Raw genomic sequence first — 19,887 nt, 5'->3', positions numbered from 1 at the left:
CCCGGGCTGGAACTAGCGAGATTTAAAGGATAGCGCTTGTCCGTGGCTTTTGCAGATGCGGGCAGCGGGTGCCGAATCAAGGCGGGCGCCGCGGGCGGACGAAAAAAAAACCGGCGCCCGACAGGAAATGACGGGCGGCCGGCTGTTCGGTCGGGGCGCGGCGCGATGCCGCCGCGCGGACCGTTGCGGTTACTGGGCCCGCGGCAGGCCGTCGAGCTTCATGCCGGGCTTGATGCCCTTCGCGGCGAACCAGCCCTTGCTCATTTCGAGCGCATAGACGCCGTTGTTGCGCGGGCAGTGGTTGTCGGTCGTCTCGGCCTTCATCTCGTCGATGTCGGTGATCGTGCCATCCGCGCGGATGAACGCGATCGACAGCGGAATCAGCGTGTTCTTCATCCAGAAGCAGTGCACGGCGTTCTCGTTGAAGACGAACAGCATGCCCTCGTTCGGCGCGAGCTGCGAACGGTACATCAGCCCCTGTTCGCGGTCGGCGTCGTTCGCGGCGACGGCCGCGTCGATCACGTACATGCCGGCGCGCAGCTTCACGCGCGGGAACTCGCTCGGCTGCTTGGCGCCGGGCGGCACTTGGGCGCCGGCGGCCTGCATGCCGAGCGCGAGGATGGCGAGCGCGGCGGGAAACACGACGGCGCGCGCAAGGCGGCCGAGCGACGGGCGCAGGGAGAATGACACAGCATGGCTCCTGTCTGGAAAACGAGACCCGCATGGTACGCGATGCGCGCCGGCGGGCACAAAAAAGAAAAAGGCAGATCGCCTTGCGGTGATCTGCCTTTCAACGCCGTAAGAACGGCAAGACTGCGTGTTCTTGACTGCGTTATTACAGCCAGCTTACTTAGTTCGAAGCAGCTGCCGGTGCTGCTGCGTCGCTTGCTGCAGCCTTCTTCGATGCCTTGTGGTGCTTCTTGGCAGCGTGGTGCTTCTTGGCAGCGTGCTTAGCCGGTGCCGAAGCAGCTTCTGCTGCTGCCGGAGCAGCTTCCGGAGCCGAAGCTTGTGCGAAAGCAGCCGTTGCGAAGAGGCCAGCGACCAGAGCGGCGATCAGTTTGTTCATGTTGTGTTCCTCAGCTTTAGTTAATTAACCAAATGACCCGGCAATAGGAGTCATGTCGTCTAACGGTGCCATCCACCTTTCGGTTGACAGACGCTTCGAGAAATTTCTCTTTGCGCTGCGGGCGCCGAATCGTATTCGAATAAAACGTCGCTTTCGTGACGCAAACACGGGTTCGGCTGCCAATGCCGGATAGCTAAGGTTGGCATCTGCGTGGTTTAACGCATGATCTCCGCAGGCGGTTGACGAAAAAGATGACGAAAAATGCGCGCGTCCCGGGTTCGTCATCTGGCGGGCGCGAAACCGTCCCACGGCGCGCGCGGCGGCAGCGCGATCGTTTCGCCCGGTGCAATGCCGAGCGCGAATATGTCCAGCGCGCCGATGCCGACGCGCACCAGGCGCAACGTGGGGAAGCCGACGGCCGCCGTCATCCGGCGCACCTGCCGGTTCTTGCCCTCGGTGATCGCCAGCTCGATCCACGTGGTCGGGATCGCGGCGCGGTAGCGGATCGGCGGATTGCGCGGCCACAGCGTGTCGGGGGCTCGATGAATTCGGCGCGGCACGGGCGCGTCACGTAGTCGCCGAGGTCGACGCCGCGGGCGAGCGCCTTCAGGTCGGCCGGCCCCGGCGCGCCGTCGACCTGCGCCCAGTAGCGCTTCACCAGCTTGTGGCGCGGCTCCGCGATGCGGGCCTGCAGCCCGCCGTCGTCGGTGAGCAGCAGCAGCCCCTCGCTGTCCGCGTCGAGCCGGCCGGCCGCATACACGCCGGGCGTTTTGACCCAGTCGCCGAGCGACGGCCGCGTCTCGTGCGCGGAAAACTGGCAAATCGTGCCGAACGGCTTGTTGAGGGCGATCAGGTTCATGGCGGGGCGTCCGCCCGGCGCCCTGCGGGAGCGGGGGCGGGCGGTCTATGGCAAATGGCGGAATCTTAATGCATAATACGGAACGGCAAGTCCTCTGTCTTATATAAGACATAAGTGAGGTCTTGATACGCAGTGCCGCGGTTCACGCCGAAGTGCCCGGTTGGGGCGCTAGAATAGCGGCTCGCTGTTGTCGTCACGGGGTGGCCATGCCGCGCCCCCCGCCGCGCGCGCAGCTTCGACCAGCATCACCTGCTCAGCCACGTCACTGGAGTCGATCATGCCGTATCAGCACATCAAGGTTCCGGAGGGCGGTGACAAGATCACCGTCAACAAGGACTTCTCGCTCAACGTTTCCGATCAGCCGATCATTCCCTATATCGAAGGCGACGGTACGGGCTTCGATATCACGCCGGTCATGATCAAGGTCGTCGATGCGGCGGTCGCGCATGCGTACAAGGGCAAGCGCAAGATCCACTGGATGGAGATCTTCGCGGGCGAGAAGGCGACCAAGGTGTACGGTCCGGACGTGTGGCTGCCGGACGAAACGCTGCAGGTCCTGAAGGAATACGTGGTGTCGATCAAGGGGCCGCTCACGACCCCGGTCGGCGGCGGCATCCGTTCGCTGAACGTCGCGCTGCGCCAGGAGCTCGATCTCTACGTGTGCCTGCGCCCGGTCCAGTACTTCAAGGGCGTGCCGTCGCCGGTGCGCGAGCCGCAGAAGATCGACATGGTGATCTTCCGCGAGAACTCGGAAGACATCTACGCGGGCATCGAATGGGCCGCGGGCTCCGAGCAGGCGAAGAAGGTGATCAAGTTCCTGCAGGACGAGATGGGCGTGAAGAAGATCCGTTTCCCGGAAACTTCCGGGATCGGCGTCAAGCCCGTGTCGACCGAAGGCACCGAACGTCTCGTGCGCAAGGCGATCCAGTACGCGATCGACAACGATCGCAAGTCGGTCACGCTGGTGCACAAGGGCAACATCATGAAGTTCACGGAAGGCCTGTTCCGTGACGCCGGCTACGCGCTCGCGCAGAAGGAATTCGGCGGCGAGCTGATCGACGGCGGCCCGTGGATGCGCGTGAAGAACCCGAAGACAGGCAACGAGATCGTGATCAAGGATTCGATCGCCGACGCGTTCCTCCAGCAGATCCTGCTGCGCCCGGCCGAATACGACGTGATCGCGACGCTGAACCTGAACGGCGACTACATCTCCGACGCGCTGGCCGCGCAGGTCGGCGGCATCGGGATCGCGCCGGGCGCGAACCTGTCGGATTCGGTCGCGATGTTCGAGGCGACGCACGGCACGGCGCCGAAGTACGCGGGTAAGGATTACGTGAACCCCGGTTCCGAGATCCTGTCGGCGGAAATGATGCTGCGCCACCTCGGCTGGACGGAAGCAGCCGACACGATCATCGCCGCGATGGAGAAGTCGATTCTGCAGAAGCGCGTCACGTACGACTTCGCGCGCCTGATGGAAGGCGCGACGCAGGTGTCGTGCTCCGGCTTCGGCGAAGTGCTGATCGAGAACATGTAAGACCCCTTCCGGGGTGGGCCGGCACGGTGCCGGCCGCCCCGGCGCTGACTGCCGGCGCCGGAGCGTTTCGTGGATGGCAGGTTTGTTGGCAGGGTGGCCCGGCATGCGGGCCGCGGCGCCGCGAAGCGGCCCGCAAGCCCTGCAAGGTAGACCATGACGGCCCTCGCAACACCACCGCCCGGCTGAGCCGGCGCCCCTTTCGCGATCGACCCGGTCGCTCCCCGCCGGTTACCGCCGGCGCTCCTCAGTCCCTCAATCACGTAGCAATGCTTTGACCACCATGTCCACTTCGCCCAAGATCATCTACACCCTCACCGACGAAGCGCCGGCGCTCGCGACCTACTCGCTGCTGCCGATCGTCAAGGCCTTCACGCGTTCGTCCGGCGTCGCCGTCGAAACGCGCGACATCTCGCTCGCCGGCCGCATCATCGCGGCATTCGCAGACGTCCTGCCGTCGGAGCAGAAGGGTTCCGACGATCTGGCCGAGCTGGGCCAGCTCACGCTGAAGCCGGAAGCGAACATCATCAAGCTGCCGAACATCAGCGCTTCGGTGCCGCAGCTGAAGGCCGCGATCGCCGAACTGCAGGCGCAGGGCTACGCGCTGCCGGCCTATCCGGAAGATCCGTCGACCGACGAAGAAAAGGCCGTCAAGGCACGTTACGACAAGATCAAGGGCAGCGCGGTGAACCCGGTGCTGCGCGAAGGCAACTCCGACCGCCGCGCGCCGCTGTCGGTCAAGAACTACGCACGCAAGCATCCGCACAAGATGGGCGCGTGGAAGGCCACGTCGAAGGCGCACGTCGCGCACATGACCGAAGGCGACTTCTACGGCAGCGAGAAGTCGGCGCTGATCGCCGATGCCGGCAGCGTGAAGATCGAACTCACGACGACCGACGGCGCGAAGAAGGTGCTGAAGGAAAAGACGGCCGTGAAGGCCGGTGAAGTGATCGACGCATCGGTGATGAGCCGCAATGCGCTGCGCAGCTTCATCGAAGCGCAGATCGCCGACGCGAAGGCGCAGGACGTGCTGTTCTCGGTGCACCTGAAGGCGACCATGATGAAGGTCTCGGACCCGATCCTGTTCGGTCACTTCGTGTCGGTGTTCTACCGCGACGCGCTCGCGAAGCATGCGGACGTGCTGGCGAAGGCCGGCTTCAACCCGAACAACGGGATCGGCGACCTGTACGCGCGCCTGAAGGACCTGCCGGCCGATACGCGCGAAGCGATCGAAGCCGACGTCAAGGCAGAGTACGCGGTGCGTCCGCGCCTCGCGATGGTCAACTCGGACAAGGGCATCACGAACCTGCACGTGCCGAGCGACGTGATCGTCGACGCATCGATGCCGGCGATGATCCGCGATTCGGGCGGCATGTGGGGCCCGGACGGTCAACTGTACGACGCGAAGGCCGTGATTCCGGACCGCTGCTACGCGGGCGTCTACCAGGCCGTGATCGAGGACTGCAAGCAGCACGGCGCGTTCGATCCGGTCACGATGGGCAGCGTGCCGAACGTCGGCCTGATGGCGCAGGCGGCCGAGGAATACGGTTCGCACGACAAGACGTTCCAGATCCCGGCGGACGGCGTCGTGCGCGTCATCGACGAAGCCGGCAACGTGCTGCTCGAGCACGCGGTCGAGTCGGGCGACATCTGGCGCATGTGCCAGACGAAGGACGCACCGGTGCAGGACTGGGTCAAGCTTGCGGTCAACCGCGCCCGCGCGACCGGCGCCCCGGCCGTGTTCTGGCTCGACCCGGCGCGCGCGCACGATGCGCAGATCATCGCGAAGGTCGAACGCTATCTGAAGGATCACGACACGAACGGCCTCGACGTCCGCATCATGACGCCGGTCGACGCCACGCGTTTCTCGCTCGAGCGCATCCGCGCGGGCAAGGACACGATTTCGGTCACCGGCAACGTGCTGCGCGACTACCTGACCGACCTGTTCCCGATCATGGAACTCGGCACCAGCGCGAAGATGCTGTCGATCGTGCCGCTGATGGCCGGCGGCGGGATGTTCGAAACGGGTGCGGGCGGTTCCGCGCCGAAGCACGTGCAGCAGTTCGTCGAGGAAGGCTTCCTGCGCTGGGATTCGCTCGGCGAATTCCTCGCGCTCGCCGCGTCGCTCGAACACCTCGGCAACGCGTACCAGAACCCGAAGGCGCTCGTGCTCGCGAAGACGCTCGACCAGGCGACCGGCAAGTTCCTGGACGAGAACAAGTCGCCGGCGCGCAAGGTCGGTGGTCTCGACAACCGCGGCAGCCACTTCTACCTGTGCCTGTACTGGGCGCAGGCGCTGGCCGAGCAGACAGAGGACGCCGCGCTGAAGGCGCAGTTCGAGGGTGTCGCGAAGGCGCTGTCCGACAACGAGGCGCGCATCCTGGAAGAACTGGCGGCCGCTCAAGGCAAGCCGCAGGCGATCGGCGGCTACTACCGTCCGAACGTCGAGCTGACGAGCCAGGCCATGCGCCCGAGCGCGACGCTGAACGGCATCGTCGACGCGCTCGCCTGACCCCGGCCGCGCCAGCGCGCGAGTCCGTGCATGTGCCGGCGCGGCGGGTTGAACCGTTGGCCGCCCGGCACACAAGAAAAACGCCCCGGTCGCCCGGGGCGTTTGTCGTTGGAGGCTTGCCATTCAGACGTGAACGATTTCCCATTCGGCGATTTCGTCCGGCACTTCGAGCGTCGCCGTGTCCAGTTCGGACGGTTGCGCGCAGTCGCCGCGGGAGATGCGGTCGGCCGCGACTTCCGGGCACGAGAACGCGCCGAGCGAGGCGTTGCCGAACGTCGCTTCCCAGCCGCCGTTTGCCGGCAGGATGTAGAACGACCCGAGCGCTGAACCAAAGCGAAATCCCTTCATTTCCGTTCTCCCTTTCTGATCACGAGCGATTCTGTTGTGCCGCCTGCCGGCTCGGCCGGCTGTGGCCCGACTGGCTGCTTGCGCCGGGTTCCGTGTCGAACGTCGTGGCGAAGCGTCAGTGCATGGAACAAAGTCTACGTCCGCGCCCCGCTCGGATGGTGCAGGTAGAGCGGCTTCTCGAAACAAAAATTATTTTTTAAAAACAATAATTTATTTGCGTCGTTTTGTATTGCGGAACGTTTTTCGGCATCGCGAAACGGGAAATTTGTGCTCTGCATCACGAATTTTTATAACGCAGTGACTTGTTCCGCATTGTGAAAATTAGGTGGGTTTGCGGACCATCGAGGCCGCGAGCGCGTATGCCAGGGCGGGACGGAAGGTGGAAATCTCGTTTGCTGGTCGGCGCAAAGGGCCGACAGGTAACGATGGTTGCCGAGACGCCGCCCGGCGACGCCCGTCGTGGCGCCGTCCCCGCCGCGGTGGCGACGCTTGCCGCGGCGTATCGCCGCCCGCCGGGGCGGCGGCGTTTTTTGATCCGGCCCTGCGGTTATGATGACGCGACTGCCGCGGCTGTCGCGCGGCGCCGCATGAACAACGAGGATCGATTGATGAGACGGAGAACCTTCCTGTCGCGCGCCATCGGCGTCGCGGCCGCGTCGCTGTTCGCGCGCACCGCGTCGGCGCAACATGCCGGCCACGCGGGCATGGCCGGCATGGATTCGATGGACGACATGCCGGGCATGTCGGGTATGTCAGGGATGTCGGCGCACGCGCAGCACGGCCAGCCCGCGCCGGCCGCGCTCGCGGCCGCCGACGCACTGCCAGCCGGCGCGCCGCTCGCGACGTTGCGCACGCTCGCCAACGAAAGCCATGAGCCCGGCACGTTCCGGGCCACGCTGGTCGCTCAACCGGTGGCGCGACCGCTGCTGCGCGGTGCGCGGCCGACGACGTTCTGGCAGTTCGGTACCGGTACGCAAGGCCCTGTGGTCGGCCCGCTGATCGACGTGCGCGAGGGCGATACGGTCGAGATCCGGTTCGTGAACAAACTGCCGCAGCCGTCGACGATCCACTGGCACGGCCTGCCCGTGCCGCCCGACCAGGACGGCAATCCGTCCGATCCCGTCGCGCCCGGCGCGTCGCGCGTGTATCGCTTCACGCTGCCGAAGGGCAGCGCCGGGACTTACTGGTACCACCCGCATCCGCACATGATGACCGCCGAGCAGGTGTTCCGCGGGCTGGCCGGCCCGTTCGTCGTGCGCGCCGCGGACGATCCGCTAGCCGGCTGGCCCGAGCGTCACCTGTTCGTGTCGGACCTGAAGCTTGCACGCGACGGCACGATTGCGCCGAACGACATGATGGACTGGATGAATGGCCGGGAAGGTCAATTCGTGCTGGTCAACGGCGTGCGCCGGCCGCGCATCGACGTCGCGAGCGACGAACGCTGGCGTGTCTGGAATGCATGCAGCGCGCGCTACCTGCGCATCGCGTTCGACGACGGCCGCGTGTTCGAGCACGCAGGCACCGACGGCGGGTTGTTCGACGCGCCGCGGCGCGTGACGTCGCTGCTGATTGCGCCGGGCGAACGGGCGGAACTGCTGGTGCGCGCCGGCGACCGCGCGTCGCGCGCGGTGCTGCAGGCGGCCGAGTACGACCGCCGCAAGATGGCGATGTCGCACGACGACGGCCACGGCAGCCTGCCGCCCGATCCGGCGCAGGCACTGGCCGATGTCGCATTTGCGCCTGCCGAGGCCCGCGCGCTGCCTGCCACGCTGCGCGCGGTACCGCCGCTGGGCGAGCCGGTCGCGCACAAGACGGTCGCGTTCGGCGAGGAAATGGACATGGACGCGATGATGAAGGGCGCGGCGCACGGCCGCCCGGCAGGCATGCGCTTCACGATCAACGGCGACACCTACGCGCCGCACCGCGCGACGCTGACGAGCCGCCGCGGCGACGTCGAGCGCTGGGAGATCCGCAATACGACGGACATGGACCACCCGTTCCACCTGCACGGCACGCAGTTTCAGGTGATCGAGCGGACGTCGGCCGGTTCGCGCACGAGCGAGCCGTTCCGCGCGTGGCGCGATACCGTGAACGTGCGCAGCGGTGAAACCGTGTCGCTGCTCGTCACGCAAGACATGCCCGGCGAGCGCATGTTTCATTGCCACATTCTCGAACACGAGGATCTCGGCATGATGGGTACGCTGAAGGTCGTGTAACGAAGCCGCGGATATGTTTCACATGCGGATTCGATATCCGATCTGCATGCGTGACAAGACAATGCGTGTTCAATTATCGGGATTGAACGAAAAGGCCGGCCAATCGATTATCGATTGGCCGGCCACAAAAAAAGAAACCCGGCGCTGTGCGCCGGGTTTCTTCGTCCGATATCCGATGCCTTATGCGGCCTGGATGTTCGACGCTTGCTTGCCCTTCGGTCCTTGAACGACGTCAAAGCTCACCTTCTGGCCTTCCTTCAGCGTCTTGAAGCCATTCATGGTGATAGCCGAGAAGTGCGCAAACAGATCCTCACCGCCCTCGTCGGGAGTGATGAAACCGAAGCCCTTCGCGTCGTTGAACCACTTAACGATACCAGTTGCCATTTTCCTACTTCCCCTGTCACACAGTCGCTGCTACTTACCACGAGCACGCTCGAAAAGCTAAACGACCAAAATACGGCCGTTCCCCCCTCACAAGCTCACCTCGGCCTCTTTCGTTTCGCCAATCGGCAAATTGAAAAAAGTGCCAGCTTGATTGTTGGCGCTCTTTATTGGAGTGTCAAGTGGAATTTTTAGACGTTTAGAGGGTCGTTGTAAAGAACCCATTTTCAGGGTTTTTCCGGCTTTGCTTTGCAGCATGTGGCCAAGCGCGGGGGCTTGAAAAGCCGCATAATCGGCTCATATACCAGGCTCGAGTGACACGCGTTCGAGTCGTCCCGGCTTGTGGGATACTGGATGCGGACACGACGTTCCGGTGAGATTCCCCCTGACGGTTCGTGTTCCGCGCCATGCGTGAAAGCCGGCACCGCAGCCGGCTTTCGTATGGCGCGAAGACGATCGCGTGTTCCGGGACACCGGGGAGGGCGCCGGCCGGTCGGTCGGGTAATGGCAGGATTGCGGGCCTGTCCGAGTTGTTTAGAATGGGTGTATGGCGATTATCCCGGACAAGCAGGACAGTACCGTCCTGGAACGCAAGCAGCAGAAGCTCAAGCCGCCTTCGATGTACAAGGTGGTGCTGCTCAACGACGACTTCACGCCGATGGAGTTCGTCGTGATGGTGGTCCAGGAGTATTTCAAGAAGGATCGCGAGACGGCCACGCAGATCATGCTGAAGGTCCATCGCGAAGGGCGAGGGGTTTGTGGGGTCTATACGCGGGACATCGCGTCGACCAAGGTTGAGCAAGTCGTTACCCATGCGCGGCAGGCAGGGCATCCGCTGCAGTGCGTGATGGAGGAAGCATGATTGCCCAGGAATTGGAAGTCAGCCTGCACATGGCGTTCATGGAAGCACGCCAGGCGCGCCATGAGTTCATTACGGTCGAGCACCTGCTGCTGGCCCTGCTGGATAATCCGACGGCAGCCGAGGTGTTGCGCGCGTGTGCGGCCAACATCGAGGACTTGCGTCAGAACCTGCGCAATTTCATCCACGACAACACACCTACCGTCCCGGGTACCGACGACGTCGATACCCAGCCGACGCTCGGTTTCCAGCGTGTGATCCAGCGCGCGATCATGCACGTCCAGTCGACGTCGAACGGCAAGAAGGAAGTCACCGGCGCGAACGTGCTGGTCGCGATCTTCGGCGAGAAGGATTCGCATGCCGTGTACTACCTGCAGCAGCAGGGCGTCACGCGTCTCGACGTGGTGAACTTCATTTCGCACGGCATCGCGAAGACGAACAACGGCGAAGCCGCGAAGTCGACCGATGCGAACGCGGAAAGCGAAGACGCGAACGCGCAGAAGGAAACCCCGCTCGCGCAGTTCACGCAGAACCTGAACCAGATGGCGAAGGACGGCCGCATCGATCCGCTGATCGGTCGCGAGCCCGAGGTCGAGCGCGTGGTGCAGGTGCTGTGCCGTCGCCGCAAGAACAACCCGCTGCTCGTCGGCGAAGCCGGCGTCGGCAAGACCGCGATCGCGGAAGGGCTCGCGTATCGCATTACGCGCGGCGAAGTGCCGGACATCCTCGCGAACGCGCAGGTGTACTCGCTCGACATGGGCGCGCTGCTCGCGGGCACCAAGTATCGCGGCGATTTCGAGCAGCGGCTGAAGACGGTGCTGAAGGAACTCAAGGAGCGCCCGCACGCGATCCTGTTCATCGACGAAATCCATACGCTGATCGGCGCGGGCGCCGCGTCGGGCGGCACGCTCGACGCGTCGAACCTGCTGAAGCCGGCGTTGTCGTCGGGCACGCTCAAGTGCATCGGCGCGACCACGTTCACCGAGTATCGCGGCATCTTCGAGAAGGATGCGGCGCTGTCGCGGCGCTTCCAGAAGGTGGACGTGACGGAGCCGAGCGTCGAGCAGACGGTCGCGATCCTGCGCGGGCTGAAGTCGCGCTTCGAGGAGCATCACGGCGTCAAGTACTCGTCGGGCGCCTTGTCGGCCGCGGCCGAGCTGTCGGCGCGCTTCATCACCGACCGTCACCTGCCGGACAAGGCGATCGACGTGATCGACGAGGCGGGCGCCGCGCAGCGCATCCTGCCGAAGTCGAAGCAGAAGAAGACGATCGGCAAGAGCGAGATCGAGGAAATCATCTCGAAGATCGCGCGCGTGCCGGCGCAAAGCGTGTCGCAGGACGATCGCAGCAAGCTGCAGACGCTCGACCGCGACCTGAAGAGCGTCGTGTTCGGTCAGGACCCGGCGATCGATGCGCTCGCGGCCTCGATCAAGATGGCGCGCGCGGGCCTCGGCAAGATGGACAAGCCGATCGGCGCGTTCCTGTTCTCCGGCCCGACGGGTGTCGGCAAGACCGAAGTGGCGCGCCAGCTCGCGTTCACGCTCGGCATCGAGCTGATCCGCTTCGACATGTCGGAATACATGGAGCGTCACGCGGTGAGCCGGCTGATCGGCGCGCCGCCGGGCTACGTCGGGTTCGACCAGGGCGGCCTGTTGACCGAAGCCGTCACGAAGAAGCCGCATTGCGTGCTGCTGCTCGACGAAATCGAGAAGGCGCATCCGGACATCTTCAACGTGTTGCTGCAGGTGATGGACCACGGCACGCTGACGGACAACAACGGCCGCAAGGCGGATTTCCGCAACGTCATCATCATCATGACGACGAACGCGGGCGCCGAGTCGATGCAGAAGGCGACGATCGGCTTCACGACGCGCCGCGAAACCGGCGACGAGATGACCGACATCAAGCGCCTGTTCACGCCGGAGTTCCGCAACCGCTTGGATTCGATCATCAGCTTCCGCTCGCTCGATGAGGAAATCATCATGCGCGTGGTCGACAAGTTCCTGATCCAGCTCGAGGAACAGCTGCACGAGAAGAAGGTCGACGCGCTGTTCACCGACGCGTTGCGCAAGCATCTCGCGAAGCATGGCTTCGACCCGCTGATGGGCGCGCGGCCGATGCAGCGGCTGATCCAGGACACGATCCGGCGCGCGCTGGCCGACGAACTGCTGTTCGGCAAGCTGCTCAACGGCGGCCACGTGACGGTCGACGTCGACGAAAGCGACAAGGTGCAGTTGTCGTTCGACAAGCTGGCAAATCCGCCGCACAAGCCGAACGAAGAGACGGTCGAAGTCGAGTAAGCGATAATTCGTTGTTCATGCGAACGGCGCGGGAAGTTCTCCGCGCCGTTTCGTTTTATCCGGCGCCGGCGGCGCGATGGTGGTGCAGGGGAGTGGTAACGCAGTGACACAACAACAACGGTCGTTCGACGCTATCGTCGCGCGCGAACAAGGGTTGCGCCACGCGCTGACGTCGGGGCAGATGGCGATGATCGCGATCGGCGGCGCGATCGGCACGGGGCTGTTCCTCGGCAGTGGGTTCGCGATCGGGCTCGCCGGCCCGAGCGTGCTGGTGTCCTATGCGATCGGCGCGCTGATCGCGCTGCTGCTGATGGGCGCGCTCGCGGAAATGACCGTCGCGCATCCGACGGCCGGCTCGTTCGGCGCCTATGCCGAGCATTACGTCGGCCCGCTCGCGGGCTTCCTGGTGCGCTACGCGTACTGGTTCGCGGTCGTGTTCGCGATCGGCACCGAGATCAGCGCGATCGCGGTGTTCATGAAGTACTGGTTCTCGGCCGTGCCCGGCTGGTACTGGGTGATCGGCTTCTCGGCGCTGCTGATCGCGGTGAACCTCGCGAGCGTCACGCTGTACGGGACGGTCGAATACGCGTTCTCGCTGCTGAAGATCGCGGCGATCGTCGTGTTCATCGTGCTCGGTGCGTATCTCGTGTGGGCGGCGCCGGTCGCATCGGGCGTCGGTTTCGCGAACTACACCGCGCACGGCGGCTTCATGCCGAAGGGGCCGTGGGGTACGTGGGTCGCGGTGATCGTCGCGATCTTCAGCTACATGAGCATCGAAGCGGTCGCGATCGCGGCCGGCGAGGCGCGCGATCCGCAGCACGCGGTCACGCGCGCATTCCGCTCGACCGTGTTCCGCCTCGTGCTGTTCTACCTGCTGACGCTCGCGCTGATGCTCGCGATCGTGCCGTGGACGCAGGCCGGCACCGACGAAAGCCCGTTCGTGAAGGTGATGGCCGCGACGCACGTGCCGTACGCGGCCGGCGTGATCAACTTCGTGCTGTTGATCGCGGCGCTGTCGGCGATGAACAGCCAGCTCTACGTGACGACGCGCATGATGTTCAGCCTGTCGCGCGCGCGCCTCGCGCCCGCGGTGTTCGGCCGGCTCGGCGCGAACGGCGTGCCGCGGGCGGCGCTGTGGGTCTCGACGAGCGGCGTCGCGGTGGCGGCCGTGCTGGTCGCGCTCGCGCCCGACACCGCGTTCACGGTGATGATGGCGATCGCGATGTTCGGCGCGCTGTTCACGTGGCTGATGATCTTCGTCACGCATCTGCGGTTCCGTGCGCGGTATCGCGGCCCTGCGCTCGCGTTCCGGATGTGGGGGCATCCGTTCGGCAGCCTGCTCGGTGCGGGGCTCGTCGCGGCGATCCTGCTGACGACCGCTTTCACGCGCGAATTCCGGATGACGATGGTGGTCGGCGTCGTATTCGTCGTGCTGCTGACGCTTGCCTACGCGCTGCATTACCGGCACCAGCACGCGCGCTGATCGTGGCGTCGCGAACCGGCGCCTGCGCGAGTCGCGCAACCGGGATGCACGTGATGGCGCGCAAAAAGAAAAAGGGGCCGCGGCCCCTTTTTTCGTACCGCGTGGGTCAGTGGCGACCGGTGCTGCCGAAGCCGCCTTCGCCGCGATCGCTCTCGGTGAATTCGTCGACGATGTTGAACTGCGCCTGCACGACCGGCACGATCACGAGCTGCGCGAGGCGCTCGAACGGGTTCAGCACGAACTCGGTCTGGCCGCGATTCCACGTCGAGACCATCAACTGGCCCTGGTAGTCGGAATCGATCAGGCCGACGAGGTTGCCGAGCACGATCCCGTGCTTGTGGCCGAGGCCCGAGCGCGGCAGGATCAGCGCCGCATAGCGGGGGTCCGCAAGGTGGATCGCGAGGCCCGTCGGCACGAGCGTGGTTTCGCCCGGCTGCAGCGTGACCGGTGCGTCGAGGCACGCGCGCAGGTCGAGGCCGGCGCTGCCGGTGGTCGCGTAGGCGGGCAGGTAGTCGCGCATGCGCGCGTCGAGAATCTTCAGGTCGAGTTTCATGCGGTCGTCGAATCGGTCGGGAAGGGCGCGGCGGCTATGGCCGCCGCGCGGGATCAGATCAGGCGGTTGTCGGGCAGGCGCTTCGCGATTTCCGCGACGAGCACGTGCGCGAGTTCGTCCTTCGGGGCAGGCGGCAGGCGCGTGAGGCCGGCGGCCTCGAACAGCACGACTTCGTTGTCGTCGCGGCCGAACGTCAGCGGGCCGAGATTGCCGACGAGCAGCGGCACGTTCTTGCGCTTGCGCTTCTCGTCGCCGTGCACGTCGAGGTCGCCGCTTTCGGCCGCGAAGCCGACGCAGAACGGCGCATCGGGCAGCGCCGCGACCGACGCGAGGATGTCGGGATTCTCGACGAACGCGAGCGCCGGCATCTTGCGGTCGGCCGTCTTCTTCATCTTGTGCTCGGCCGGCTGGTCGACGCGCCAGTCGGCGACCGCGGCCACCGCGATGAAGATCTCGGCGTCGGCCACTGCATGCATCACTGCGTCGTACATCTGCTGCGCGGTCTGCACGTCCTGGCGGTACACGCCCCACGGCGTGTCGAGCGCGACCGGCCCGGCGACGAGATGCACGTCGGCGCCGGCCTGTTGCGCGGCGCGCGCGAGCGCGAAACCCATCTTGCCGCTTGAGCGGTTCGTCAGGCCGCGCACCGGGTCCAGCGGTTCGAACGTCGGCCCGGCCGTGATCAGCACGCGGCGGTGCGCGAGCACCTTCGGCGCGAAGTGCGCGACGATCGCTTCATAGATCGCCTCGGGCTCGAGCATGCGGCCGTCGCCGACTTCGCCGCACGCCTGCGCGCCCGAATCCGGGCCGAGCACCGACACGCCGTCCGCGCGCAGTTGCGCGGCGTTGCGTTGCGTGGCCGGGTTCTGCCACATCTGGCGGTTCATCGCGGGCACGACGAGCAGCGGACAGTCGCGTGCGACGCACAGCGTCGACAGGAGATCGTCGGCGAACCCGTGCGCGAGCTTCGCGAGGAAATCGGTCGACGCGGGCGCGATCACGATCGCGTCGGCTTCGCGCGACAGGTCGATGTGCGCCATGTTGTTGTCGATACGCGCGTCCCATTGGCTCGTATAGACGGGCCGGCCCGACAGCGCCTGCATCGTGACGGGCGTGATGAACTGGGTGGCGGCGTCGGTCATCGCGACCTGCACGGTCGCGCCGGCCTTCACGAGCAGCCGCGTGAGTTCGGCGATCTTGTAGCAGGCGATGCCGCCCGTCAGGCCGAGAACGAGGTGTTTTCCTGCAAGTTCTGCGTGTGCCAACTCAGGCCTCCTGGGGTCAAACGGAACGGCCGGCGCGAAGCCGGCCGTCGACACGGAGTATGCGCGCTCAGCGCGCGCCGCGCACGCGCCGCAGCTCGTCGTAGATCAGCAGCACCGCGCCGACCGTGATCGCGGAATCGGCGAGGTTGAACGCCGGGAAGTGCCACGCGCCGAGGTGGAAATCGAGGAAGTCGATCACGTGACCGTAGACGAGCCGGTCGATCACGTTGCCGAGCGCGCCGCCGAGGATCAGCGCGAGCGACACGCTGAACAGCCGCTGGTGGCCGTGGCGCTTCAGCAGGAAGCAGATCACGAGCGTCGCGCCGACGCCGAGCGCGGTGAACGCCCAGCGCTGCCAGCCGCTCGCGGTCGACAGGAAGCCGAACGCGGCGCCGCGGTTGTACACCAGCACGAGGTTGAAGAACGACGTCAGCGCATGCTGCGCGCCGTACGCGAACGTTTTGAGGATCGCGATCTTCGACAGTTGGTCGAACAGGATCACGATCAGCGAAATGCCGAGCCAGGGCGCGAGCGCGCCGCTGGCCGGTTTCGACAGGGTCTTCGCCATATTTAAGCAGCGCTCCGGATTTCGCCGTTTTCAAACAGGTTCGAGAAGCAGCGGCCGCACAGCGTCGGGTGCTCGGCGTGCGCGCCGACATCTTCGCGGTAGTGCCAGCAGCGCTCGCACTTCTGGTACTTCGACGCGGCCACGTCGACGCTTTCCTGCGCTTCGTCGTCGACCTTGACGACCGTCGCGGCCGACGTGATCAGCACGAACTTCAGGTCGTCGCCGAGGCTCGTCAGCGCGTCGTAGCGTGCGCCGCTCGCATGCACGGCCACTTCGGCCTGCAGCGACGAACCGATGCGGTTCGCGGTGCGCGCTTCCTCGAGCGCCTTCGTCACGTTGCCGCGCACGTCGCGCAGCAGTGCCCATTTCTCGATCAGCGCGGCCGAGCCGGCGACTTCCGGATACGCATAGTAGGTTTCCGTGAAGATCGTGTCGCTCGCCGGCTGGAACACCTTCCACGCTTCTTCCGCCGTGAACGACAGGAACGGCGCGAGCACGCGCAGCAGCCCGTGCGTCAGGTGATACAGCGCGGTCTGCGCGGAGCGGCGCGCGCGCGAATCGGCGGCGCTCGTGTACAGGCGATCCTTCAGCACGTCGAGGTAGAAGCCGCCGAGGTCTTCCGAGCAGTACGTCTGCAGCTTCGCGACGACCGGGTGGAATTCGTACTTCTCGTAGTGGCCGAGCAGCTCCGTCTGCAGTTGCTGCGAGAACGCGACCGCATAGCGGTCGATCTCGAGCCATTCGTCGACCGGCACCGCGTGCTGCGCGAAGTCGAAATCCGACAGGTTCGCGAGCAGGAAGCGCAGCGTGTTGCGGATGCGGCGATAGCCTTCCGTCACGCGCTTCAGGATTTCCTCGGAAATCGCGAGCTCGCCCGAGTAGTCGGTCGACGCGATCCACAGGCGGATGATCTCCGCGCCGAGGCGGTTCGCGACTTCATGCGGGTCGATGCCGTTGCCGAGCGACTTGCTCATCTTGCGTCCTTCGCCGTCGACCGTGAAGCCGTGCGTGAGCAGGCCCTTGTACGGCGCGCGGCCGTCGATCATCGATGCGGTGAGCAGCGACGAGTGGAACCAGCCGCGATGCTGGTCCGAGCCTTCGAGGTACAGGTCGGCCGGGAACTGCAGCTGATCCTTGTGCGAGCCGCGCAGCACGTGCCAGTGCGTCGTGCCCGAGTCGAACCACACGTCGAGCGTGTCGCGGTTCTTTTCGTACAGGTTCGCGTCGTCGCCGATCAGCTCGCGCGGGTCGAGCGATTGCCACGCCTCGATGCCCGACTGTTCGACGCGCTTCGCGACTTCCTCGAGCAGCTCGAGCGTGCGCGGGTGCAGCTCGCCGGTTTCCTTGTGCACGAAGAACGCCATCGGCACGCCCCACTGGCGCTGGCGCGACAGCGTCCAGTCGGGACGGTTCGCGATCATGCTGAACAGGCGCTGCTTGCCCCACGACGGATAGAACGCGGTCGCGTCGACGCCTTCGAGCGCCGTTTCGCGCAGCGTCTTGCCGCCGTCTTGCGGCGTCACGTCCATGCCGGCGAACCACTGCGACGTCGCGCGGTAGATGATCGGCGTCTTGTGGCGCCAGCAGTGCATGTAGCTGTGCGTGTACTTCTCGCTGCGCAGCAGCGAGCCGGCCGCGTTCAGCGCGTCGACGATCTTCGGGTTCGCATCCCAGATCGACAGGCCGCCGAACAGCGGCAGCGATTCGATGTAGCGGCCGTCGCCCATCACCGGGTTGATGAAGTCGGAATCGGTCATCCCGTGCGCCTTGCACGACATGAAGTCTTCAATACCGTACGCGGGCGACGAGTGCACGACGCCGGTACCGGTGTCGGTCGTCACGTAGTCGCCGAGGTAGACGGGCGCGGTGCGCTTGTAGCCGGGGTGGGCCGATGCGAGCGGGTGGTGGAAGCGCAGGTTCGCGAGCTTCACGCCGGGCGCGGTCGCGACGACGCGGCCCGTCAGCTTGAAGTCGGTCATGCAGGCTTCGACGCGTTCTTGCGCGATGATCAGCAGCCCGCGCTCGGTGTCGACCAGCGCGTAGATGATTTCCGGATGGAGGTTCAGCGCCTGGTTGGCGGGGATCGTCCACGGCGTGGTGGTCCAGATCACGATGCCGCCCTCGGCGCGCGGCAGTGCCGGCAGGCCGAACGCGTGCGCGGTCTTTTCCGGCTCCGCGAACGCGAACATCACGTCGATCGTCGGATCGGTGCGATCCTTGTACTCGACTTCCGCTTCCGCGAGCGCCGAGCCGCAGTCGAAGCACCAGTTCACCGGCTTCAGCCCGCGGTACACGTAGCCCTTCTCGATGATCTTGCCGAGCGCGCGGATTTCTTCCGCCTCGTTCACGAAGTTCATCGTCTTGTACGGGTTGGCCCAGTCGCCGAGCACGCCGAGGCGCTTGAAGCCGACTTTCTGCTTCTCGATCTGCTCGGTCGCGTACGCGCGCGCCTTGCTCATCACTTCGGCCGCCGGCAGCGACTTGCCGAACTGCTTCTCGATCTGGATCTCGATCGGCATCCCGTGGCAATCCCAGCCCGGCACGTACGGCGCGTCGAAGCCGGCCATGTTGCGCGACTTGACGACGATGTCCTTCAGGATCTTGTTGACCGCATGACCGAGGTGGATGTCGCCGTTCGCATACGGCGGGCCGTCGTGCAGGATGAACTTCGGGCGGCCCTTGCTGGCCGCGCGGATCTTCTCGTAGATGCCGCGCTCTTCCCACTCCTTGACCCACTGCGGCTCGCGCTTGGGCAGATCGCCGCGCATCGGGAACGGCGTGTCGAGCAGGTTGACCGGATACTTGGCCTGCGGTTTCGAATCGGCTTTCTTGTTGCTCATGATGGGATCGCTATCTAAATCGGGGGACGCTCGGGCGTCGTGAATCGGGTAGGCGCGCGCGAGGGCGGCGCGAGGGTGCGGCGCGAGGCGCCGCCGTCCGGATCAGCTAATTCGGTCGGTGGCCGACGTCGCGAAGCCCGTCGCGCGGCTGCCCGGCGCATGGTCGCGTTCGGTGAAGTAGGCGCGGGCATTCGCGACGTCCAGCGCGATCGCGCGCGACAGCGCCTCGAGATCGTCGAATTTCGCCTCGTCGCGCAGCTTCTTCAGGAATTCGACACGGATCAGCTTGCCGTACGCGTCGCCGTGCCAGTCGAGCAGATGAACTTCGAGCAGCACGCGGCCCGAATCGTCGACGGTCGGGCGCAGCCCGAGGCTCGCGACGCCCGGCAGCGGCTCGGGGCCGAGGCCGTGCACCTGCACGACGAAGATGCCCGCGAGCGCCGGCCGCTTGTGCTGGATCGGCAGGTTCAGCGTCGGGAAGCCGAGATCGCGGCCGAGCTTCAGCCCGTGCGCGACGTGGCCGCTGATCGCGTAGCCGTGGCCGAGCGCCTGCGCGGCCGCGTCGAGATCGCCCGCGGCGAGCGCTGCGCGCACGCCGGAGCTGGAAATGCGCGTGCCGTCGCTGCCGGCCACCGTACCCATCTGCTCGACCTCGAAGCCGTGCAGCTCGCCGGCCGCCTTCAGCGTGTCGAAGGTGCCCGCGCGCTTCGCGCCGTAGCAGAAATCGTCACCGACCATCATCCAGCGCGTGTGCAGCCCGTTCACCAGCGTGCGTTCGACGAACGCCTGCGGCGACTGGCTCGCGAAGGTGTGGTTGAAGTGCTCGACGACGACGCGGTCGACCCCGTGGTCGCGCAACGCTTCCAGTTTGTCGCGCAGCATCGCGATGCGCGGCGGTGCGCCGGCCGGATTGAAGAATTCGCGCGGGTGCGGCTCGAACGTCATCACGCACACGGGCAGGCCGCGCGCGTCCGCTGCCGCGCGCACGCGCGCGAGCAGGGCCTGGTGGCCGCGATGGACACCGTCGAAGTTGCCGATCGTCAGCGCGCACGGGGCGCGGCTCTCGGCGTTGGGCAGGCCGCGGAAGACTTTCACGATAGCGGATG

At 65.7% G+C, this 19,887-nt stretch carries 16 protein-coding genes and 1 pseudogene; 6 read left to right on the top strand and 11 right to left on the bottom strand.

Annotated elements, in window-relative coordinates; all coding sequences use genetic code 11:
• Positions 1–189: 189 nt before the first annotated feature.
• The 3 genes and pseudogenes from SY91_RS15815 to SY91_RS15805 form a co-directional block, all read right to left on the bottom strand.
• Positions 190–690 carry a DUF192 domain-containing protein gene (locus SY91_RS15815; protein ID WP_023477041.1) on the bottom strand — a complete coding sequence of 167 codons (501 nt, stop codon included), beginning with the start codon at positions 688–690 and terminating at the stop codon, positions 190–192.
• Between the two features lie 160 nt (positions 691–850).
• Positions 851–1,066: a hypothetical protein gene (locus SY91_RS15810; protein ID WP_011352970.1), complete on the bottom strand. Its 216-nt coding sequence runs from the start codon at positions 1,064–1,066 to the stop codon at positions 851–853.
• Between the two features lie 281 nt (positions 1,067–1,347).
• A pseudogene (locus SY91_RS15805) lies at positions 1,348–1,925 on the bottom strand (pseudouridine synthase).
• A 277-nt stretch (positions 1,926–2,202) separates the two neighbouring features.
• Between SY91_RS15805 and icd the strand changes: the two are divergent.
• Positions 2,203–3,459 carry an NADP-dependent isocitrate dehydrogenase gene (icd, locus tag SY91_RS15800; RefSeq protein ID WP_006478026.1) on the top strand — a complete coding sequence of 419 codons (1,257 nt, stop codon included), beginning with the start codon at positions 2,203–2,205 and terminating at the stop codon, positions 3,457–3,459.
• A 280-nt stretch (positions 3,460–3,739) separates the two neighbouring features.
• A complete protein-coding gene (locus SY91_RS15795; protein WP_043888081.1) occupies positions 3,740–5,968 on the top strand; it encodes an NADP-dependent isocitrate dehydrogenase in 2,229 nt (742 codons plus the stop codon).
• Between the two features lie 123 nt (positions 5,969–6,091).
• On the opposite strand, the gene SY91_RS15790 is transcribed toward SY91_RS15795, so the two are convergent.
• Entirely contained in the window at positions 6,092–6,316 is a 225-nt protein-coding gene (locus tag SY91_RS15790) for a hypothetical protein (protein WP_006478028.1), read from the bottom strand.
• A 608-nt stretch (positions 6,317–6,924) separates the two neighbouring features.
• On the opposite strand from SY91_RS15790, the gene SY91_RS15785 reads away from it, so the two are divergent.
• Positions 6,925–8,532 carry a multicopper oxidase family protein gene (locus SY91_RS15785; RefSeq protein ID WP_043888087.1) on the top strand — a complete coding sequence of 536 codons (1,608 nt, stop codon included), beginning with the start codon at positions 6,925–6,927 and terminating at the stop codon, positions 8,530–8,532.
• 180 nt (positions 8,533–8,712) lie between these two features.
• On the opposite strand, the gene SY91_RS15780 is transcribed toward SY91_RS15785, so the two are convergent.
• Together SY91_RS15780 and SY91_RS15775 are read right to left on the bottom strand one after the other, a co-directional pair.
• Positions 8,713–8,916 carry a cold-shock protein gene (locus SY91_RS15780; protein WP_006478030.1) on the bottom strand — a complete coding sequence of 68 codons (204 nt, stop codon included), beginning with the start codon at positions 8,914–8,916 and terminating at the stop codon, positions 8,713–8,715.
• 87 nt (positions 8,917–9,003) lie between these two features.
• Complete coding sequence (locus SY91_RS15775) at positions 9,004–9,171, bottom strand: hypothetical protein (protein WP_155123336.1); 168 nt, start codon at positions 9,169–9,171, stop codon at positions 9,004–9,006.
• A 289-nt stretch (positions 9,172–9,460) separates the two neighbouring features.
• On the opposite strand from SY91_RS15775, the gene clpS reads away from it, so the two are divergent.
• The 3 genes from clpS to SY91_RS15760 all read left to right on the top strand — a co-directional run bounded on the left by clpS (position 9,461) and on the right by SY91_RS15760 (position 13,555).
• On the top strand, positions 9,461–9,775 hold the full coding sequence (clpS, locus tag SY91_RS15770; RefSeq protein WP_006398529.1) for an ATP-dependent Clp protease adapter ClpS: 315 nt from the start codon (positions 9,461–9,463) through the stop codon (positions 9,773–9,775).
• The gene (gene clpA / locus SY91_RS15765; protein WP_011694369.1) at positions 9,772–12,072 is read left to right on the top strand and encodes an ATP-dependent Clp protease ATP-binding subunit ClpA; all 2,301 of its coding nucleotides are present in this window, start codon (positions 9,772–9,774) and stop codon (positions 12,070–12,072) included. Before clpS ends, clpA begins: the two co-directional genes overlap by 4 nt.
• 103 nt (positions 12,073–12,175) lie before the next feature.
• Positions 12,176–13,555, top strand: a complete 1,380-nt coding sequence (locus SY91_RS15760; RefSeq protein ID WP_043888085.1) for an amino acid permease — start codon at positions 12,176–12,178, stop codon at positions 13,553–13,555.
• 106 nt (positions 13,556–13,661) lie between these two features.
• Here the strand turns inward: SY91_RS15760 and dut are convergent, their stop codons facing one another.
• From dut to SY91_RS15735, 5 genes are all read right to left on the bottom strand, one after another.
• Positions 13,662–14,108, bottom strand: coding sequence for a dUTP diphosphatase (gene dut, locus SY91_RS15755; RefSeq protein WP_023477037.1), 447 nt, complete (start codon positions 14,106–14,108; stop codon positions 13,662–13,664).
• Between the two features lie 53 nt (positions 14,109–14,161).
• Positions 14,162–15,373, bottom strand: a complete 1,212-nt coding sequence (coaBC, locus tag SY91_RS15750) for a bifunctional phosphopantothenoylcysteine decarboxylase/phosphopantothenate--cysteine ligase CoaBC (RefSeq protein ID WP_023477036.1) — start codon at positions 15,371–15,373, stop codon at positions 14,162–14,164.
• Positions 15,374–15,440: 67 nt separating this feature from the next.
• Positions 15,441–15,941, bottom strand: coding sequence for a signal peptidase II (gene lspA / locus SY91_RS15745; RefSeq protein WP_006478035.1), 501 nt, complete (start codon positions 15,939–15,941; stop codon positions 15,441–15,443).
• Between the two features lie 2 nt (positions 15,942–15,943).
• Positions 15,944–18,781 (bottom strand): isoleucine--tRNA ligase, encoded by a 2,838-nt coding sequence (ileS, locus tag SY91_RS15740; RefSeq protein WP_023477035.1) that lies wholly within the window; start codon positions 18,779–18,781, stop codon positions 15,944–15,946.
• A gap of 102 nt (positions 18,782–18,883) precedes the next feature.
• Positions 18,884–19,876 carry a bifunctional riboflavin kinase/FAD synthetase gene (locus tag SY91_RS15735; protein ID WP_006478037.1) on the bottom strand — a complete coding sequence of 331 codons (993 nt, stop codon included), beginning with the start codon at positions 19,874–19,876 and terminating at the stop codon, positions 18,884–18,886.
• Positions 19,877–19,887 lie beyond the last annotated feature (11 nt).

The organism is Burkholderia cenocepacia, assembly GCF_014211915.1.
Lineage (GTDB): Bacteria > Pseudomonadota > Gammaproteobacteria > Burkholderiales > Burkholderiaceae > Burkholderia > Burkholderia orbicola.
Note: the sequence above shows the minus strand (reverse complement) of the source record. Positions and strands in the feature narration are given on the sequence as shown.

What these genes read in the sequence shown, in the direction of transcription:
- SY91_RS15790 (WP_006478028.1), bottom strand. Translation starts at nt 6,316, where the DNA reads ATGAAGGGATTTCGCTTTGGTTCAGCGCTCGGGTCGTTCTACATCCTG.
- ileS (WP_023477035.1), bottom strand. Translation starts at nt 18,781, where the DNA reads ATGAGCAACAAGAAAGCCGATTCGAAACCGCAGGCCAAGTATCCGGTC.
- SY91_RS15775 (WP_155123336.1), bottom strand. Translation starts at nt 9,171, where the DNA reads ATGCTGCAAAGCAAAGCCGGAAAAACCCTGAAAATGGGTTCTTTACAA.
- SY91_RS15785 (WP_043888087.1), top strand. Translation starts at nt 6,925, where the DNA reads ATGAGACGGAGAACCTTCCTGTCGCGCGCCATCGGCGTCGCGGCCGCG.
- SY91_RS15795 (WP_043888081.1), top strand. Translation starts at nt 3,740, where the DNA reads ATGTCCACTTCGCCCAAGATCATCTACACCCTCACCGACGAAGCGCCG.
- clpA (WP_011694369.1), top strand. Translation starts at nt 9,772, where the DNA reads ATGATTGCCCAGGAATTGGAAGTCAGCCTGCACATGGCGTTCATGGAA.
- dut (WP_023477037.1), bottom strand. Translation starts at nt 14,108, where the DNA reads ATGAAACTCGACCTGAAGATTCTCGACGCGCGCATGCGCGACTACCTG.
- lspA (WP_006478035.1), bottom strand. Translation starts at nt 15,941, where the DNA reads ATGGCGAAGACCCTGTCGAAACCGGCCAGCGGCGCGCTCGCGCCCTGG.
- clpS (WP_006398529.1), top strand. Translation starts at nt 9,461, where the DNA reads ATGGCGATTATCCCGGACAAGCAGGACAGTACCGTCCTGGAACGCAAG.
- SY91_RS15810 (WP_011352970.1), bottom strand. Translation starts at nt 1,066, where the DNA reads ATGAACAAACTGATCGCCGCTCTGGTCGCTGGCCTCTTCGCAACGGCT.
- SY91_RS15780 (WP_006478030.1), bottom strand. Translation starts at nt 8,916, where the DNA reads ATGGCAACTGGTATCGTTAAGTGGTTCAACGACGCGAAGGGCTTCGGT.
- icd (WP_006478026.1), top strand. Translation starts at nt 2,203, where the DNA reads ATGCCGTATCAGCACATCAAGGTTCCGGAGGGCGGTGACAAGATCACC.